The following is a 17218-nucleotide window of genomic DNA, read 5'->3' as shown; positions in this document are numbered from 1 at the left end:
AGTTATTCTATTAGGACGGTTACTAAGACTAAAACCGTTACTCGATTAAGTTTCTGATTTAACTAAGACAGCTGCTTAACTAGAGTTGCACCTACTGCGTGCGCGCTGGTTGGGTTTTGGCCAGTAATCACTCGCTCATCAACAATCACAAGCTCTTGCCAAGGTTGAACCTTGTTGAAACGCGCTGCGCTGCGAGCAAGAGACTCTTCCAATAAGAACGGAATGTCATTGATTGTGCCAAAGTCGATCTCTTCTTCACGAGTAAAGCCAGTCACCGATTTTGAGCTCAATAGCTTCTCGCCGTTGCTTAAAACAATCGGAAGCAGTGCTGCTGGGCCGTGACATACAGATGCGATCACACCGCCATCTTCATAGTGCTTAGCTGCAATCGTTGCGAATTGCTCGTCGGTTGCTAAGTCAGAAAGCAAACCGAAACCACCTGGGTAGAAGATAGCATCGTAGCTTTCTACGTTAATTTGGCTTACAGGAATCGTGTTGTTAATGCGGTTCTGGAAGTCATCATCAGCCAAGATCTCAGCGTTTACTGAATCCCCTTCAATATCTGTCCCATACAATGGGCCTTTACCACCCTTGATAGACGCGATGTCGTACTCAAAACCCGCAGCAATGATCTCTTTCAGAGCATGAGTCAGTTCAGGCGCGTAAGTACCGTTCGCTTGAGCTGTGTCGCCTAGTGTTGCGTGGTTAGTTACAGGTATTAGTATTTTTTTCATGATTTGTCCCTTTGAGCACGTTTGTTTGGTTTCAGCGTTGTGGTTTTTCTTTAGGCATCGTGGTTTTTATTTAGAAAACCAAAGTTTTCAATTTAGATGCCGCTGTTTCGTTACCTGTAATACTAGTAGTAAACCATTTGAGTGATAATATGCCGAATAGGCAAAACATTATTGCTATATAGCAATAGTAAGATGTGAATTAGTCGAATGTGAATTCGTTAGACGTTAACAGGTGAAGTATGGATAGCTTTGAAGGGATTAATGAGTTTGTGGCGGTAGCCGAATGTCACGGCTTTTCTGCAGCAGCAAAACAACTGGGTTGCAGTACCAGTCATGTAAGTCGCCAAGTTTCAAGGTTAGAAGAGAGAGTGGGTGTGGCACTGCTTGCACGCTCTACACGAATGGTGAGCCTGACCGAATCGGGTCATACCTATTATCAGCAGTGTAGAGATTTGGTCATTGGGCTTCAGCAAGCGAACGAGCAAGTGACTTCTCAGCAGGCTCAGCTTAGCGGTACTTTGCGTGTGAGTGCCGCAGGCGCGTTTGCAGAAAACCATGTCGCGGCGGCGCTGATGGCATTTGCTAAAGATCATCCTGAGCTCACCATAGAAATGAATTTCAATACCAAGATGGTTAACTTCATCGAAGATGGCATCGATTTCGCGATTCGTTATGGCCGATTGGACGATTCAGGATTGGTGGCAAGAAAGCTCGTCGATCGCCCGATGGCGGCGGCAGCCAGTAAAGACTACATAGAGCAATTTGGTACGCCGACTCATCCAGAGCAGTTAAAAATGCACAGCTGTATTATCGCCAACAGTGATCAGTGGCTATTTGAGAAAGAGGGTAAACCGTTAAATGCGGTGCGAGTGCATGGGCGCTGGCGCAGCAACAATTCGAGTGCAGTACTGAAAGCATGTGAAGAGGGGCTTGGTGTTGTCTACCTACCCAAAAGCAGCTTCAATGGTGGCCTTAGTAATGGAAAGCTTGTCCCAGTGCTTGAAGAGTATTGGGGAGCAGGAACCAGCAGTTGGGTCGTATATCAAAACCGCCGTTTTTTACCCCAGAGAGCAAGACTAGCGATCGACTTCTTAGTCGCTTACTTTTCGGATTGGAATGAATAACCGACAAGGTTTCAAGCGAACAGCCAACAAGATAGAAGTGAATAATGAACGGATTTGAAAAGAGTCGTGATTAGCTCTAGCTACCAACTTGAAAGCGGAAAAAAGAAAAGCTAATGCTTACATAGATATACGTTATCTTTTTTTGTTTTTTGACGCGAGTAATAGGATTGAGATACTTGTCTACTTTTAGTGACTCGTGTTAGCGATAGAATTGTAGAGAAGCCTGTAGCAGTACGATATACTAGATACCATATTAATGCCCCTAACGCGTGAAAGATTGTGTGGAAGCGTTGGTAGGATGTGTTGTTATGCTCCAGTTTGTGGAGTGTAGCGAGAGTGCGGAGTTGGCAATGTCTTCAATAAATTTCGAATCCACGTACGGTGTAATAACTATTCAAGATATGAATGTAGTTAGTGTAGACGCTAATTATGCTCGCATCTATGGATACCAATCACCCGAAGAACTACTTACTAATATAGATAGCTTCCTAGATCTAATCTCAGAAGAATACCATGTTTTAGCCTATCAAAATTACCTTGAAACGATCAGTGGTCAACGCGACCCTCAGGTTCACACCTATACCAATATTGATCGTAATGGCAGAGAGTTCACTGTGCTTTCTATCGACCATGTGACAGAGTGGCAAGGTCGGCCAGCACTGCAAGTCACGGTGATCGATCTTTCCCCTGCGATTCAGCTACAAAATGCGGTGCGTGAACAAGATAAGATGTATCACGATATGATCATGCAATCTGGGCAGGGCATCTTGGTTCACCGAGAGTTCAAACCGCTGATGGTCAATCAATCGTGGGTTAAAATGCAGGGTGGTTCTTCCATAGAAGAGGTTTTAAAGCTGGACTCTATCCTTACATTGGTGCCAAAACAGAATACGGATGGCATCAGTAAGCACTATCAAGCGATCGTGTCGGGTGAGTTGTCGGGAACCAGCACTGTGGTTGAAAACATTGGGTTCGATGGCATTCATCGATTCTTCAATATTTACGATAATGCGATTACTTGGCAAGGTCAGCCGGCCGTTCAGGTTGTGCTCGAAGATGTGACTCAAAAGGTGATGTTGGAAAAGCAATTGGTTCACCAAGCGAACTTCGATGAAATGACCGACTTACTTAACCGCAGAGCGATTTATGAGTGGTTGAGAGAGCACATGTCCTCTAAAAACTACCTTGTTTGTATGCTGCTAGATATCGATGATTTTAAGTCGATTAATGACACTTACGGTCATATGGTCGGTGATGAGGTCATTTGTGCTTTGGCTAATATTACCAAGCGCAGTGCCGAGAAAGCCGGCGGAGTCGCAGGCCGTTGGGGTGGCGAAGAGTTCATTATATTTATCCCAAACACGTCTCTTGAAACAGCACATGAAGTGTCAGAAGAGATTCGCCAACAGTTCAATCAAGTTGAATTCAGAATCGATGAACAGTTACGATTTAATTCGAGTGTCAGTATCGGAATCAGTGATAGCCAAGCCTGTGAAGACGGTGTCACGATTGATGCACTCGTGAATTTAACCGATCAATCTCTCTATCGCGCGAAAGCCAACGGCAAGAATTGTGTAGACGGAGATGTGGTTGCGCTCTAACGCCTAAAATCGTCATCGAAAGCGAATAGGATCGACAACGAAAAATGCCCTCAAGTCATCACTTGAGGGCATTTTATTTTTTGGCTATTCACTAAGCGCTTCTAACTATAAGAAATGTTTAAGTTCTACAAGTTATGCAGACACTTCTACTTCGTAAGAGCCAAATTTACGGATGTTAATCACACCAGTATCCAAGATAAGGTATTGGCCTTTAATACCTTGCAGCACGCCAGATACTTCAGGGTTCTTATCAAAGTTGTGCGACACAATCTTCATCGGGTGCTGCTCAACTGGGTAGCTCAGTGAAGTGATGTTCTCACTAAGAATCTCGATTGCATCGTCGCCAAACTTCGCTCTGATCTCTTGAATCTTATCTTCTACTAGTGGCAAGAGTTCTTTGGCTTTTTCTACCAACTCCATATCGTCACCGTCGCCTTTTAGCAACGTGCGCCAGTTGGTTTTGTCGGCAATGTGTTTGGCTAACTCAACTTCAATCAGGCCAGAAATCTGACGAGTTTTTACCTTCAAGATTGGTAGGCCTTGAGTAGCACCTTGGTCAATCCAGCGAGTCGGGATTTGAGTATGACGAGTGATACCCACTTTAAGGCTTGATGTGTTCGATAGGTAAACGAAGTGATCAACCATGCAGTTCGCTTCGCCCCATTCAGGCTCACGACAAGTACCTTCATCGTAGTGGCAAGTTTCTGGCTTCATGATGCACATGTCGCAGCTTGCTAGCTTTCTCATGCACACAAAGCAGTGGCCTTGAGAGTAGCTTTTCTTGGTTTTCTTACCACACGAACAACAAAAAATATTGCCGGTATGGGTAAGGTTGATGGTTTTACCAATCAGAGGGTTTAGCTCTACAAACTCTTCACCGACAGGTAAACGGTAGGTAACCGCACCATCGAGCGAAGCACTCATTTTCTTGAGTGTTCCTTTTGCTAATAAAGACATGACATTACTCGTTGTATTTTGATTATTATTTCGTCGACTCGGACGCTCTGTAAGCAGGCGCTACGGTTAACGATGATTATGCGATGAGTATAACAAATAGAGTCCGTTTTAATACGCAATATTACTTGATTATTGCGATGGATAATTGATGAGTAAACGCTCGCTCAAAATTATGGTATGACATTTTGTTCAGGCGTGATATAACGTTTTTTAGTAAATTATTGGCATTAAGATCACTAATTTACCTAACTTATTTTTTATCGTGAAATCCCAACTATAGGGACCTTAAGCCGGAAGCTTAGACGTGAAGTGGATCCATAAAATAGTCATCTTTTTAGTTATCACGACACTGGCGATTGTCCAGTATTACCGTGTGAGCGGAAATCGTGTGATAACGGCAATTACGCCGCATAAATATGAGTTTATCGCGACCAGCGATCAAGTGGATAGAGGCGTCAGTACGTCCCAATTATCTTATCAAAATGGTCAGTATATTCTCGACTGTGAGCTTAAAAAGTCTGAGTATCCGTGGCCTTATTGCGGCCTATCGATTCGTATCAACCCAGACATTACCACTGGCCTTGACCTTTCTCAGTACCACACCTTTAGAGTCAATATTGATTACCATGCGGAGGCCGATTCTAGCGGTCGTTTGCGAACTTACCTGCGTAATTACAATCCTGCTTATTCGGTTCCTGATGACGAGTACACGCATAAGTACAACGGAATGGAGTTTTCTCCTGGCGTGGATGGTGGTGTGATAGAGATTCCGATCAAAAACCTGCAAGTAATGACATGGTGGTTAGCGGATAACGAGATTGCGCTAGAGCATTCAGCGCCTGAGTATTCGAATGTGAATATGGTCGAGTTTGCTACTGCGTCTGGTGCGAAACTGGGTCACCACAGAATAGTCATCCGTAGTATTGAGTTCGAGGGATCTTATATTTCAGGCGAAAGCTTGTTCCTTATCTTACTGTTTGTTTGGGTTGGTACAGGCACCGTATTCTTATTGTCTGAGTTAAACCGTTCAAGAAAACGCATGGTGATCGCAGAGAAAAGACATCATCACTTAAAGAACGTCAATCGAGCACTGAGAGAGCAAAACTTTGAGTTTTCAGAAAAGGCTCATCGTGATGAACTGACTGGGATTCTCAACCGACACGCGATTCGTGATTGGCTAAAAATGCAGTCTCAGCAGGTAAAGCAGGGGCATGGAAAGTTGAGTATGTTGTATCTCGACATTGACTACTTCAAGAGCGTCAACGATAAATACGGACACCAAATGGGTGATCATATTTTACGAGAATTCAGCATGGTGGTCGGCAGTTCGATCAGCGCTTCCGACAAATTAGTGAGGTGGGGTGGTGAAGAGTTCATTGTTTTTTGCCCGGAGACTGATCTTGGCGAAGCACAAAGAAAGGCCGAGAAAATCCGACTTTTAGTCAGTCAGCACCTTTGGGTTCATGGCGATCCACTCACTTGCAGTATCGGTATTGCTGAGATGAAACAAGAGCGGGTGACAGAGACCATTGCTCGCGCTGATGAAGCTCTATATCAAGCGAAGCATTCAGGCCGAAATCAGGTGATCTTGAGTCACTAATCTGAAAATTGTTTTGGTTAGTTTATAAGCCACACGTGCATATGTGACGTGTGGCATTTTTATGGGCGCTATATGAGTTTACCCTCTAGAGCCTTTGTTGATTTGCTTGGATAGCGTATAAAAAATGATCTCACTGTTCTTTAAATGTTTGCTTGGTGCGGCGGCTGTTTTGTTGATTGCGCTGCTGTCGAAAAGTAAGAGCTTTTACATAGCAGGCTTAGTACCGTTGTTTCCGACCTTTGCTCTGATTGCTCACTACATTGTTGGCACGGAACAAACCATGGTGGAGTTACGTACCACGGCACTCTTTGGTTTGTTCTCGCTTGTGCCATACGCGGCTTATCTTGGCGCGGTTTATGTGTTCAGTTATCGCTACAATTTGGTATCGACGCTTTCTTTAGCCACTGTCGTTTGGGTTATGTGTGCTTCTATGTTGCTGTTAGGTTGGACGCGTTTGGTGCCAAGTGTGGCGTGAGAGCCAGATCTTAGAACGGTAATGAGTGCTTGGTGGCAAGTTGATACAAAAAAGGTGGCGCGGGGCCACCAAAAGGGAAAAGCGTTTCTTGTTTTTAGATGGCCGTTTAGCTGATCTTGTTAGCTGAACGGGCATTTTTGTACTGGTTGAGCCGGGGGAAGTTCAACCAGTTTTGGGGGCATTCCTATAAGCTCTTGCCTATAAACATAAGTCTATAGGGCGTTAGTGCTTACCAGAAGATCCAAGCGAACAGTGTTAGTACTAGGATACAAACTAAGTTCAACACCATACCGACTCGCATCATTTCTTTTTGTTTGATGTGACCAGAGCCAAATACAATCGCATTAGGTGGTGTCGCGACTGGTAGCATGAAGGCACAAGATGCGGCAATCGCAATCAGTGCAGATAAGATAACAGGTGACATACCCAGCGCTTCAGCAATGGTTGCAAATACAGGGACAAGCAATGCCGCACTCGCTGTGTTACTCGCAAACTCCGTTAGGAATACCACGAACGCTACTACGGCTAGAATCGTAAGAAGTATACCTGCTGTTTCTAAAAATCCGCTTAGTGAGTGTGCTAGGAATACGCTGGTTCCGGTCGCTTTCAGAATGTTACTTAAACAGATACCGCCACCGAACAGGATAAGCACACCCCAATCCGTTGTCTTCTCAACGTCTTTCCATTCAACCGCTCTAGAAGCGCCAAGCAGTACAATGGCACCAATCGCTACCAAGCTATCAAACTTAGAGAATCCGCCAATCATTGCGTTGATTGGTTTTCCGAATATCCAAAGCGTTACGGTTAAAAGGAAGATAGACAGTGTGATTTTTTTGCTGTTTGTCCACTCTACAGGAGCGTGGTCTAGCTCAAATTTATGGTCGAGCTTTGGCTTAGTCATCACGTACAGGACAACCATTGTGATTGGCAATAAGATCATTGAGATAGGTAGACCTAGCGCCATCCATTCTGTGAAACTTAAACCAACTTCTGCGGCAGCAATTGCGTTTGGTGGGCTACCCACTAAGGTTGCGATACCACCGATTGAAGCACAGTAAGCGATACCCAATAGTACGAACACGTAGGTGTTACGGTCTTCACTTTGGTCAACTTTGTTCATGATGCCTAGAACAAGAGGAAGCATCATTGCTGTGGTGGCTGTGTTAGAGATCCACATGGATAGACCCGCACTCACACCGAACAGCATGAACACGGCGACTGACATTCTGCCTTTTGCAATCAACAGTACTTTGTCAGCAATCGCTTTATCTAACTCTTGCTTGTTCAGCGCGGCTGCCAATGCGAAGCCACCCATGAACAAGAAGATGATTGGGTTCGAAAAGTTAGCCAGCGCAGCGGGCGTGTTGAATACACCAAACAAGACAGCCAATAGGGGAACGAGCAAAGCGGTGATGCTGACGTGAATCGCTTCTGTTAACCATAAAATGGCAACGAACACGAGAATACTCAAACCCGTATTCACTTGCGCTTCGAAAGGAAGATTATTGAGCAAAAGTGCAAATAACGTGAAATTACCAATTAATATCATGCTGTTGCGGGTAAACAACCAGTGTTTCAGTGTAGTAACAAGTGCCGTCATAAGACGCTCCTTTTGTTATCCTCGTTTTATTGGTGCACGACTTCATTGAGTCGTGCTTATTATTTTCGAGGTATATAGCTTGATGTAGGGTCAGACTTTGTTGGAAGAATGTTACTCAAGTTAATAAAGGAGTGTTGGTGTGTTTTTGCTTAACAATGGGGAAGTGTGAGGCAACAAATTCAAAATGTGTAGTTTTCTACACATCGGTCTCTGCTGGTTCTAAAATAGGGCTTGTTGTAGGGTCTACAACAGGGTTTACAGTGGGGTCAGTAATAGGGTTTGGAATCGGAAATGATTCCGGTTTTGGACTCGGTTGAATCGGCTCTTTAGGTCCAAGGAACTTTGGCGTTGTCCCCATAATATACAGATCAAGGAATGCTTTGGTGCGCGCAAACACTTCACGTAAACGTATTGAGGTTCCCGAATGGTGAGTTGGTCCTGAAACCGCCAAACACTGCGCATGAATATCGTAAGAATTGGCGATGAAGAGCGCTCTTTCACAGTGGAATTTCTGAGTGATGATCAGAAAATTATCAGTATCGAATATCTTTTTAGCGCGAACAATCGAGTCCAAGGTTCTAAAACCTGCGTAATCTAGATTGATGCGTTCATCGGGGACACCCGCTTTCAACAAGTCGCGTTTCATCGTCCACGGCTCATTGTAAGAGCGATGAGCGTTATCGCCACTCAGTAGAAATTGGTCAACTTTTTCACGATCGAACAGCTCAATCGCGGCTTCAATTCGATGTTTATAATAGTCGTTGAGTGTTCTACCCAAATATTTGCTTGTGCCAAGCACAACGGCGACCTCAAGCTCGGGCACTTCATCTATATCGTAGATGATGCGATCTTCCGCTTGCCATGAAACCCAATAATCGATCGCAATAACCGCAGCGCTGCCTACTAAGAACACGAGGAAAGCGCCAAACAGAAAACCTTGCAGTTTTTTGTAAGCTTTTTTTATGTAGCTACGGATAATGTGAGAATCAAATTTCACTCTCGGTATGGTCCTTTCACTGAGCATTAATTTTTGAGTGCTCGATAATACCAAATAAAAATGAGAAAAATCAGTTAAAAAGACAAGACAGTTTAAAGAAAAAAGCCCCTGCAATTGCAGAGGCTCATATAAGAGTCGTTAACGCTCTTTATTCCAAGCGCAGTACGCTTTATTAGAATGCCGTGCGCTTGTAGCGACGGTAAACTGGCTGCCAGAAGTGCTGGTCAATCGCTTGTTGCAGTGCTTCTTCAGTGATCTCTAGAGCAACGCCCTGTTCAATCGCCTTTTTACCTACCGCAAGAGCAATTTTCTTAGATACCGTGTGGATCTCTTCCAATGGTGGAAGTAGAGCACCTGTGCCATTGATTGCTAGTGGAGAACACGTAGCAAGTGCACGGCTTGATTCCATTAGCATTTCGTCAGTGATGCGTGAAGCATTCACAGCCAATACACCAAGGCCAATACCTGGGAAGATGTAGCTGTTGTTACACTGAGCGATTGGGTAAGTTGTGCCGTTGTGAACGACTGGCTCAAATGGGCTACCTGTCGCAACAAGTGCTTGGCCATCAGTCCAACGAATAATGTCGTTTGGCGTCGCTTCAACACGGCTTGTTGGGTTCGACAGTGGGAACACGATAGGGCGTTCACTGTGTAGGTTCATCTCTTTGATGACTTCTTTGCTGAATAGACCTGGAGCACCAGACACACCAACCAATACGGTTGGTTTCGCGTGGCGAACTACGTCTAGTAGAGAGAAACCAGTGCCATCGCTTTCCCAGTCTTTGGTGTTTTCGTTGGTTTGAACCAGACGCTGTTGGAAATCAAGCAGGTTTTGCATGCCTTCTTGTAGCAGACCCCAACGGTCAACCATGTAAACTTGAGAGCGAGCTTGTGCATCGCTGATACCTTCAGACACCATTTGGGCAATGATAGCTTCAGCAATACCACAACCTGCAGAACCCGCACCTAAGAAGGTGATGCGTTGATCTGAAAGTTTGCTGTTTGCTGCTTTACATGCTGCAAGTAGAGAACCAACCGTTACGGCTGCTGTGCCTTGGATATCATCGTTGAAACAACAGATGCGATCTTTGTAGCGCTCAAGCAGTGGCATTGCGTTCTTTTGTGCGAAATCTTCGAACTGAACTAATGCATCAGGCCAACGGCGTTGAACCGCTTGGATGAACTCTTCAACGAATGCATCGTAGTCAGCACCCGTAATACGAGGATGACGCCAGCCCATGTACATTGGGTCAGCAAGACGTTGAGGGTTGTTAGTACCCACATCGAGCACGATTGGTAGCATGTAAGCTGGGCTGATACCGCCACAAGCTGTATAAAGTGCTAGCTTACCAATTGGAATACCCATACCACCGATGCCTTGGTCTCCCAAACCAAGAATACGCTCACCATCCGTAACCACGATAACTTTAACGTTGTGGTTTGTCGCATTATTCAGTAGGTCATCGATACGATCGCGGTTCGGGTATGAGATAAACAGACCACGGCCACGACGGTAAATATTTGAGAAGTTCTCACATGCTGCGCCAACTGTTGGCGTATAAATGATAGGCATCATTTCAGAGATGTGGTTTTGAACTAAACGATAAAAAAGCGTTTCATTAGTGTCTTGGATGTTACGAAGGTAGATATGCTTATCCATATCACTTTCGAAGTTACAATATTGTTTGTATGCACGTCCTACTTGCTCTTGGATTGTTTCGGTTGTTTCCGGTAACAAACCTTCAAGGTTGAAAGAACTGCGCTCTTCAGCAGAGAATGCGCTGCCTTTGTTTAGAAGAGGTGTACTTAGTAGAGCAGGACCAGCATAAGGGATATATAGAGGGCGTTTATCGTTGTTCATTGGATGCCTAATATGGGAGAAAGGGTAACTAAAAAATGATAACGGTTTAGTTATTCAATTGTAAATAGTTTCTCCGCGATCTGAGCAAACAAAATGATATTCTTACCTCTGTCCCACACTTATCGAATTTCAACACGATAATTCGTTATACTTTGCTCACACTTTTTCGCTACTCGCCATTTTATGTCATTACTTCCCATCGATGCTTATCAAAACGTATTCCACGAACAAATCGCTAATTCTCACCTTGTCGTAGAGGCGGAAACCGGATCAGGTAAATCAACGCGCCTGCCACTTTGGGCTTCTCAGCATGGACGAGTGTTAGTGGTGGAGCCAAGACGCATCGCGTGTACATCACTGGCTAAATATCTCGCGCAGCGATCAGGCGAGAAGTTGGGTAGCAAAGTGGGCTATGCGATTAAGCTTGAGTCGGAATACAACGAGCAAACTAACGTTGTTTTTGTGACGCCCGGTATCGCGCTGCGTTGGTTATCAGAAGATGGATTAGCTAGTTTTGATGTGATCGTGGTGGATGAGTTTCACGAGAGGCGCTGGGACATTGATCTGCTGGTGGCGATTCTGAAACAAAAAGCGAGCCATCGTTTGGTGATCACTTCAGCAACCATTGAGGGTGAACGCCTTGCTCATTATTTGGATGCGAATCGCATAAGCTGTGAAGGGCGAACCTATCAAGTTGAGATTGAGCACAGAGCGAATGAATCCAGAACACTGCCTGATATCCGACATCTAGAGCAGCGTATCGTGGAAGAAGTTAATCATCAGTTGATCGCTTCTTCTGGCGATATGTTGGTTTTTCTACCGGGTAAAAAAGAGATCGTGCAATGCGAACAAGCCTTAGCGAAAAATCCAGATATCCAAGTTGTTAAATTGCATGCGTCGGTCAGTGATACAGAGCGAGATTCAGCGTTATCGGGTCGGAATATCCATACTGAAGGTAATGGTTTGAGAAAGGTCATCCTTGCGACCAACGTTGCAGAAACCTCATTAACCATTCCTGACATTGGCGTGGTGATAGATTCAGGATTAGAGAGACGCACCGTTCAGCGTAATGGCAGAGCCACACTGATGCTTAAATCCATATCACGAGCGAGTGCCAAACAGCGAGCTGGCCGCGCGGGTAGGGTAATGGATGGCGTTTGCGTGCGTCTATATGGTGAACATGCGGCGTTAGAGTTAGTCACACCGCCTGAATTGCAGCGTGAAGAGCTGACTGAACCTATGTTGGCCGCAGCATGTTGTGGATCTCCGCTTGAGAGCTTGTCCTTCCTTGACCCTATTCCAGAGAAATCACTCAACAGTGCAACTCAAACCTTGCTGACGATGGAAGCGATTAACGCCGACCATCAAGTTACCGAGCATGGTAAAAAGCTGTATCCGTTGCCGATTGATGCTTTGTATGCCGATATCGTTACTCGAATCAAAACCAAAGCATTAAAAGAGGCGATGGTTGATCTCACTGCGGCGCTGTCCGTTCCTGCTCGCTTGTATCAGTTACCAAACAATGCAGAACATCTTGAAGCGCTCGCGCAACAAGAGAAGGAAGGGTGTGATTTAAGCCTGTTGATTCAGATTGTGCGCGGTCGAGAATATCCGCATTTAGACATCGACCAACAGGCTCTGAATGAAGCTCAAGGATTGGCGAAGCAAATGCGGGAGGTATTTGAACTTCCTCAGCTAGAAGTCGCGTCACGTTTCCAACGCATTGAATTGCTCAAGACCATTGTGAATCTGCATCCTGAACTGGTGTTTGTGCGCCGACTGAAAAGGAAAGAAGCCTTTGCCAATGGTGTTTTAGAAGTGGTGCTCGGTCGTCAGAACCGTTTCCCTGATAATGCACAAGCGATGTTGGTGTTGGATACTCACAGCTTGCCGGGAAGAGGCGTTAAGCAAACACTGACCTTAGCGACGGTCACGACACCCATTCCTCTTGAGCTTCTCATTGATGCTGAACTAGGAGAGTGGGAGCAAGGCGAAACCGTTGTGAATGATGATGGTGTTTTTACCGAGATGGCATTGGTGTACGCAGGCCGCACGATTACAACCAAACTCGTCGCCGCTGAAGGGCAACTATCGTTAAAACCTATCGTCGACCTTGTGTTAAATGGAGAGCAGCTTCCCGGTTTTGCAAAGGCTCGCACTCAAGAAATCAAACACTGGCAGTTGTATGTGAAACTTGGTCTCGATGAACAAACTAAATACACACCAGAAATTGAGAACATTAACTTTGAGTTATGGTTTATAGAGCAGCTTGAAGTACTAGGTGTTACTGATGTCAGCGAATTGGAAATGTTCGATCATGCAGACATACCGTTCGATGGCATTCCAACTTGGCTCTACTCAGAATTTTCGGAAAAATACCCGTTTGCATTGAGCCTTGCCGACTTGCAACTCGATGTTGAATACTTGCCCGCAAGAAAGCTGATTTACGTCCATTATCAGTCGGGTAGCCGAAAGTTATCGCCAAAACGTTGGGAGCTACCGACATGGTCTGGTTGGCGTATTCAGTTCAAAAAAGCGAGTCGAATAATTGATATCAAATAGATGGATAAGTTTTATCTCTAAAATATTAATCAAATAGATGCATATATGATTTTTCAGTGCTTATTTTGTTACAAGTTTGATTTTTATATGCCTTTTTAACCAATCAAAAGGTCATAAAAGACTATTCTTCTATATCCTATTGCTATAAAGAAAGAGTTGATAGATATTGAGTATATTGTGTTGCCAAAGTGTCGGGGGACATCATGGATAAACAGGAAGAGACGCGTGTAGAGTTCGATTACACAACATTTCTTGGCGCCTCATGCAGTAAAAAATGGACTTTTCTGGAAGCACTCACCACAATTGCGCCAGTGTTCAGTACCGTCTGGCGAGATAGCATTAAAGAGTTGGGCACCCCAGAGGATCGTTTATGGCAGATGGCATTGAAATCAATGTCGACGCGTAAAAGTGATGAGTCGAACATTGTTACCTTACTCAAGCTCGCTAAGCTGGAAGGGATCAATGAGCTCAAAGTGGTGATGCCATATTCACTTGAAGAAGAGCAGATCGAGTATATTGAATCGCGCAGTCATTTAGTGATTGCGGGTAATTCTGGAGAAGAGTTCACGATTAAGCTGTAACTTCAGCTCGCCTATAATCTCTCTCGAGGAATAGTAAAAACGTACACGTAAAAAGGGCCTCAAATATTGAGGCCCTTTTAGTATCTAAAACTTGAGTCTACGAGCTTATTAGCTTTCGAGCTTTTTATTTTGAGATTAAGCGACTAGTCGATTAGACCATAGTCAGCGCGCAGTACATCGATGATCTCTTGCTTCGGATTTTCGCTCAGTACGATCTCCGCACCTGTGATTTTCGCTGCGATATCAAGGTAAGTGCGAGACAGAGACATTAGTGAATCCAGTGGAAGTTCATTGTCACGAGCCAATGCTTCACGTTCTGGCATACGCTCTTTATTCAAAAGAATGTCGGCATCAGGGAAGTAGTTAAGCAAGAACTGACGGAAGCCTTCTTTTGAATTCTCAACGATGTTGCCGTTGTTATATTCCTGAGTATCCCAAATGCGAGATGAATCTGGAGTACCGACTTCGTCCATGTAGATAAGCTTTTCTTTGCCTTGAGCATCGTTGACGTAGCCAAACTCAAATTTGGTATCAACAAAGGTTTGGTCTACTTTTGCTAGCGCTTGGCTGATTACGTTGAAGCCTTCTTTAAGAAGTTTTTCGTAATGCGCGATGTCGCTTGCTTGAGTAAAGTTGAATGCTGCGAAGTTATCTTCGATGTTGTTGCGTGTGATGTTCACATCGTCAGCTTCTGGAACGCCAGGAATACCTTTCAGAATCCCTTTTGTTGAAGGCGTGATCAGTAGCTCAGGCAACTTCTTGTCTTTCTCAAGGCCTTCAGGCATCTCGATACCACAGAATTCACGTTCGCCGTTTGCGTATGCACGCCACATTGAACCAGTGATGTATTGACGACAAATCGCTTCGATCATGACTGGGCGAGCTTTTTGTACAATCCATACGAACGGGTGAGGGATATCAAGAATATGACTGTCAGCAAGTCCGTTGTCTTTAAACAATTTGAACCAGTGGTTAGAGATAGCATTCAGAGCCGCTCCCTTACCTGGAACACCTTTAAGATTCCCTTCACCACGCCAGATACAATCAAATGCAGAGATACGGTCACTGATCACCATGATTGCTAAAGGCGCATCTGGTGCTACATCGTAGCCTTTCTCTTTAATTAGTCGTTGGCTATCTTCTTCAGTTAACCAGTAGACCGAACGAACCTTGCCACTGTGGACAGGTTTATCAGTACGGATTGGTAGGTCATCATTTACGGCAAGAACTTGATCAGCAAGGCTCATTTAGACATTCCTATCTTTTATCAAACGTCATACAGAGAAGTGCGGTGTGCACATGATTAGACGGGCATTATACCCAATCTACTATTTGCTTCCAGAGAAAAAGCAAACGTTTGCTAAATCTGTTGTTTAAATAAAAACCCCCGCCTAACAATCCGCTAAAAAATGGGCGAATTGTAGGGCAGGGGAAGGCAGTATGTTTGGACTGTGTTTTGGCGAATTGTTTCTTAAGTTAAATTAAGTTTGTTAGCTAAAAGATTAAGCTATGTTTGTGGACCATGTTTTTGAGCCAAAATGTTATTAAGCCAACATGTTATTAAGCAAGGTGGCTTAGTGAATACGCTCTGAATTTGCATCCATAAAGAAGACTTCACATTGAAAGCGTAACCCTAATGTTCTTAGGTACTGTTGGCTGAACTGATCAATCGATGCACTTGCAACAATCGCGCTCGCATTCTTAGAGCGGATTGCTTTCTCGACAGTCTCTACCTCAGTCATTTGATGAGAGGCTTTCATATGAATAACGCGGTCGCAGCAAACATTATGTTGCTTAAGCTGCTTAGCCGATGGTCTTGGTGTTTGAGCCGTAAACAGTAACCACTGATGTTGATTGGACAGCAACGCCATTCTTGCAAACAACGCTTCCTCGTTTGAATTTTTGCTTTTACGAGAAACTGATGTAAATGCGCAGTGAACTAGCGGGCTAGAGTGTTGTGCTTTAACGTGTGCTTGAATCATTTTGCTGTCCTTATATACATGCTGTATGTGTATACAGTAGTTTTAGTTACTTATAAGGTCAAGCGTTTTTTGCGGGATTATTGGACGATTTCGTCTGAGGTTATGGATGGTAAATGATTAAACCATTGAAAGTATTCGATAAATTAAATTTGAATGAATCTGCTGTTTTGTATCATAAGTTGAATAAATGTGAGCTTTATACAGGTGTATACACTGGTTTTTGCAGAAAAGTACTGTATATACCTGTATAGAAGAGAGAACAAAGAAGAAAGAAGAAAGAAGATCTAAAACCACAGGCACAAAAAAAGCGCCTTAGGCGCTTTCTTATATTTCACGGTGTTGCTTATCTCAATGTCGCTTGGGAGAGTTTTGCTCTCATTTCCATTTCACCAATATTGAACTGGCGAACATCAATGGTTGCAATATCATTGCACTCGTTACATGCATGATGACACTTACCATCTAGGTAGTCGTGCTTTTTAACTAGGCTTGGCTTTTTGCACCAATCACAAACGCCTTCTATTGTGAACATATTCTCTCCTCACCTGTTTAAGTCAGGTGTATTTTCGGCGCAAATTATGACACAAGTAAGACCCATTAGTTAATAGTTTGTTACCCATTTTTGAGAGGGGGATCGATTGCAACACCAATAAAATCGATATCTTTGAGATCTAGGAAAATGAAGATGTGTGTTTGTTTACGATTTTGTAACATTTTGTAAAATGGTTTTTAGCGCATTGTTCAAACGTTTCATTTCTTCGTCACATCCGTGACCATCTGGATGGTAGATCTTTGATAGCTGTTTGTATCGGATCTTGATGCTTTTCTGGTCGGGGATTGAGCTAGGTGTGTAGCCAAATAGCGCGCAGGCCACCTGCAAATTACTCAGACCTTTGCTGTTTTTCTGCTTCTTCAATTCGTGGAACATAGTGTTCAGCTGGCGTTTTTGCTGCTTAATCGTAAGGTCCTTCGAGCTAAGCTGCGCTTCAAGTGATTGTTGTTGCTGTCGCGAATCACCCGACTTTAGAGCTTGTCTTTTTCTTGAGATAACGAGCGTCGCAATAATGCTGATGATTGAAATCAACACGGCCAACGCAGCACCAATCATATAGTCAGAGCTAGTTAGGTTAGAACTGGAGAGGTT

At 44.2% G+C, this 17218-nt stretch carries 14 protein-coding genes and 1 pseudogene; 6 read left to right on the top strand and 9 right to left on the bottom strand.

Going from position 1 to position 17218, the window contains the following annotated elements:
- Nucleotides 1-62: 62 nt before the first annotated feature.
- Nucleotides 63-734, bottom strand: a complete 672-nt coding sequence (locus tag AB4185_RS19510; protein WP_372135806.1) for a type 1 glutamine amidotransferase domain-containing protein — start codon at nt 732-734, stop codon at nt 63-65.
- Nucleotides 735-973: 239 nt separating this feature from the next.
- Here AB4185_RS19510 and AB4185_RS19505 point away from each other — a divergent pair, with 239 nt between their 5' ends.
- A complete protein-coding gene (locus tag AB4185_RS19505) occupies nt 974-1858 on the top strand; it encodes a LysR family transcriptional regulator (protein WP_121603134.1) in 885 nt (294 codons plus the stop codon).
- Between the two features lie 308 nt (nt 1859-2166).
- The gene (locus AB4185_RS19500) at nt 2167-3459 is read left to right on the top strand and encodes a diguanylate cyclase (protein WP_372135805.1); all 1293 of its coding nucleotides are present in this window, start codon (nt 2167-2169) and stop codon (nt 3457-3459) included.
- 132 nt (nt 3460-3591) lie between these two features.
- Here the strand turns inward: AB4185_RS19500 and AB4185_RS19495 are convergent, their stop codons facing one another.
- Nucleotides 3592-4416 (bottom strand): DUF2797 domain-containing protein, encoded by an 825-nt coding sequence (locus tag AB4185_RS19495; RefSeq protein ID WP_372135804.1) that lies wholly within the window; start codon nt 4414-4416, stop codon nt 3592-3594.
- A gap of 304 nt (nt 4417-4720) precedes the next feature.
- On the opposite strand from AB4185_RS19495, the gene AB4185_RS19490 reads away from it, so the two are divergent.
- Together AB4185_RS19490 and AB4185_RS19485 are read left to right on the top strand one after the other, a co-directional pair.
- Entirely contained in the window at nt 4721-6016 is a 1296-nt protein-coding gene (locus AB4185_RS19490) for a GGDEF domain-containing protein (RefSeq protein WP_372135803.1), read from the top strand.
- 124 nt (nt 6017-6140) lie between these two features.
- Nucleotides 6141-6491: a GlpM family protein gene (locus AB4185_RS19485; protein WP_004733411.1), complete on the top strand. Its 351-nt coding sequence runs from the start codon at nt 6141-6143 to the stop codon at nt 6489-6491.
- Nucleotides 6492-6720: 229 nt separating this feature from the next.
- Here the strand turns inward: AB4185_RS19485 and AB4185_RS19480 are convergent, their stop codons facing one another.
- The 3 genes from AB4185_RS19480 to AB4185_RS19470 all read right to left on the bottom strand — a co-directional run bounded on the left by AB4185_RS19480 (nt 6721) and on the right by AB4185_RS19470 (nt 10949).
- Nucleotides 6721-8091 carry a DASS family sodium-coupled anion symporter gene (locus tag AB4185_RS19480; RefSeq protein ID WP_102461850.1) on the bottom strand — a complete coding sequence of 457 codons (1371 nt, stop codon included), beginning with the start codon at nt 8089-8091 and terminating at the stop codon, nt 6721-6723.
- Nucleotides 8092-8287: 196 nt separating this feature from the next.
- Nucleotides 8288-9088 carry a vancomycin high temperature exclusion protein gene (locus tag AB4185_RS19475; RefSeq protein WP_372104742.1) on the bottom strand — a complete coding sequence of 267 codons (801 nt, stop codon included), beginning with the start codon at nt 9086-9088 and terminating at the stop codon, nt 8288-8290.
- A 172-nt stretch (nt 9089-9260) separates the two neighbouring features.
- On the bottom strand, nt 9261-10949 hold the full coding sequence (locus AB4185_RS19470; RefSeq protein WP_017059764.1) for an NAD-dependent malic enzyme: 1689 nt from the start codon (nt 10947-10949) through the stop codon (nt 9261-9263).
- A gap of 183 nt (nt 10950-11132) precedes the next feature.
- On the opposite strand from AB4185_RS19470, the gene AB4185_RS19465 reads away from it, so the two are divergent.
- Together AB4185_RS19465 and AB4185_RS19460 are read left to right on the top strand one after the other, a co-directional pair.
- Complete coding sequence (locus AB4185_RS19465) at nt 11133-13511, top strand: helicase-related protein (protein WP_372135802.1); 2379 nt, start codon at nt 11133-11135, stop codon at nt 13509-13511.
- Between the two features lie 203 nt (nt 13512-13714).
- The gene (locus tag AB4185_RS19460) at nt 13715-14092 is read left to right on the top strand and encodes a hypothetical protein (protein WP_017059766.1); all 378 of its coding nucleotides are present in this window, start codon (nt 13715-13717) and stop codon (nt 14090-14092) included.
- 143 nt (nt 14093-14235) lie between these two features.
- Here the strand turns inward: AB4185_RS19460 and AB4185_RS19455 are convergent, their stop codons facing one another.
- From AB4185_RS19455 to AB4185_RS19440, 4 genes and pseudogenes are all read right to left on the bottom strand, one after another.
- Entirely contained in the window at nt 14236-15339 is a 1104-nt protein-coding gene (locus AB4185_RS19455; RefSeq protein ID WP_017055177.1) for a phosphoribosylaminoimidazolesuccinocarboxamide synthase, read from the bottom strand.
- Between the two features lie 327 nt (nt 15340-15666).
- Complete coding sequence (locus AB4185_RS19450; RefSeq protein WP_017055178.1) at nt 15667-16074, bottom strand: SulA-like leucine-rich domain-containing protein; 408 nt, start codon at nt 16072-16074, stop codon at nt 15667-15669.
- Between the two features lie 343 nt (nt 16075-16417).
- Nucleotides 16418-16606, bottom strand: a complete 189-nt coding sequence (locus AB4185_RS19445) for a hypothetical protein (RefSeq protein WP_017059767.1) — start codon at nt 16604-16606, stop codon at nt 16418-16420.
- 165 nt (nt 16607-16771) lie between these two features.
- Nucleotides 16772-17218 (bottom strand): annotated as a pseudogene (locus tag AB4185_RS19440) (hypothetical protein); the annotation flags it as partial.

Source organism: Vibrio sp. 10N.286.48.F5, from assembly GCF_041469785.1.
Taxonomy (GTDB): Bacteria; Pseudomonadota; Gammaproteobacteria; order Enterobacterales; family Vibrionaceae; genus Vibrio; species Vibrio crassostreae_C.
The sequence above is the reverse complement of the archived record's forward strand: the minus strand, read 5'-3'. Positions and strand labels throughout refer to the sequence as shown.

Coding starts and splice junctions, on each gene's coding strand:
- AB4185_RS19510 (WP_372135806.1), bottom strand. CDS start 734: ATGAAAAAAATACTAATACCTGTAACTAACCACGCAACACTAGGCGAC.
- AB4185_RS19505 (WP_121603134.1), top strand. CDS start 974: ATGGATAGCTTTGAAGGGATTAATGAGTTTGTGGCGGTAGCCGAATGT.
- AB4185_RS19500 (WP_372135805.1), top strand. CDS start 2,167: ATGCTCCAGTTTGTGGAGTGTAGCGAGAGTGCGGAGTTGGCAATGTCT.
- AB4185_RS19495 (WP_372135804.1), bottom strand. CDS start 4,416: ATGTCTTTATTAGCAAAAGGAACACTCAAGAAAATGAGTGCTTCGCTC.
- AB4185_RS19485 (WP_004733411.1), top strand. CDS start 6,141: ATGATCTCACTGTTCTTTAAATGTTTGCTTGGTGCGGCGGCTGTTTTG.
- AB4185_RS19480 (WP_102461850.1), bottom strand. CDS start 8,091: ATGACGGCACTTGTTACTACACTGAAACACTGGTTGTTTACCCGCAAC.
- AB4185_RS19470 (WP_017059764.1), bottom strand. CDS start 10,949: ATGAACAACGATAAACGCCCTCTATATATCCCTTATGCTGGTCCTGCT.
- AB4185_RS19465 (WP_372135802.1), top strand. CDS start 11,133: ATGTCATTACTTCCCATCGATGCTTATCAAAACGTATTCCACGAACAA.
- AB4185_RS19460 (WP_017059766.1), top strand. CDS start 13,715: ATGGATAAACAGGAAGAGACGCGTGTAGAGTTCGATTACACAACATTT.
- AB4185_RS19455 (WP_017055177.1), bottom strand. CDS start 15,339: ATGAGCCTTGCTGATCAAGTTCTTGCCGTAAATGATGACCTACCAATC.
- AB4185_RS19450 (WP_017055178.1), bottom strand. CDS start 16,074: ATGATTCAAGCACACGTTAAAGCACAACACTCTAGCCCGCTAGTTCAC.
- AB4185_RS19445 (WP_017059767.1), bottom strand. CDS start 16,606: ATGTTCACAATAGAAGGCGTTTGTGATTGGTGCAAAAAGCCAAGCCTA.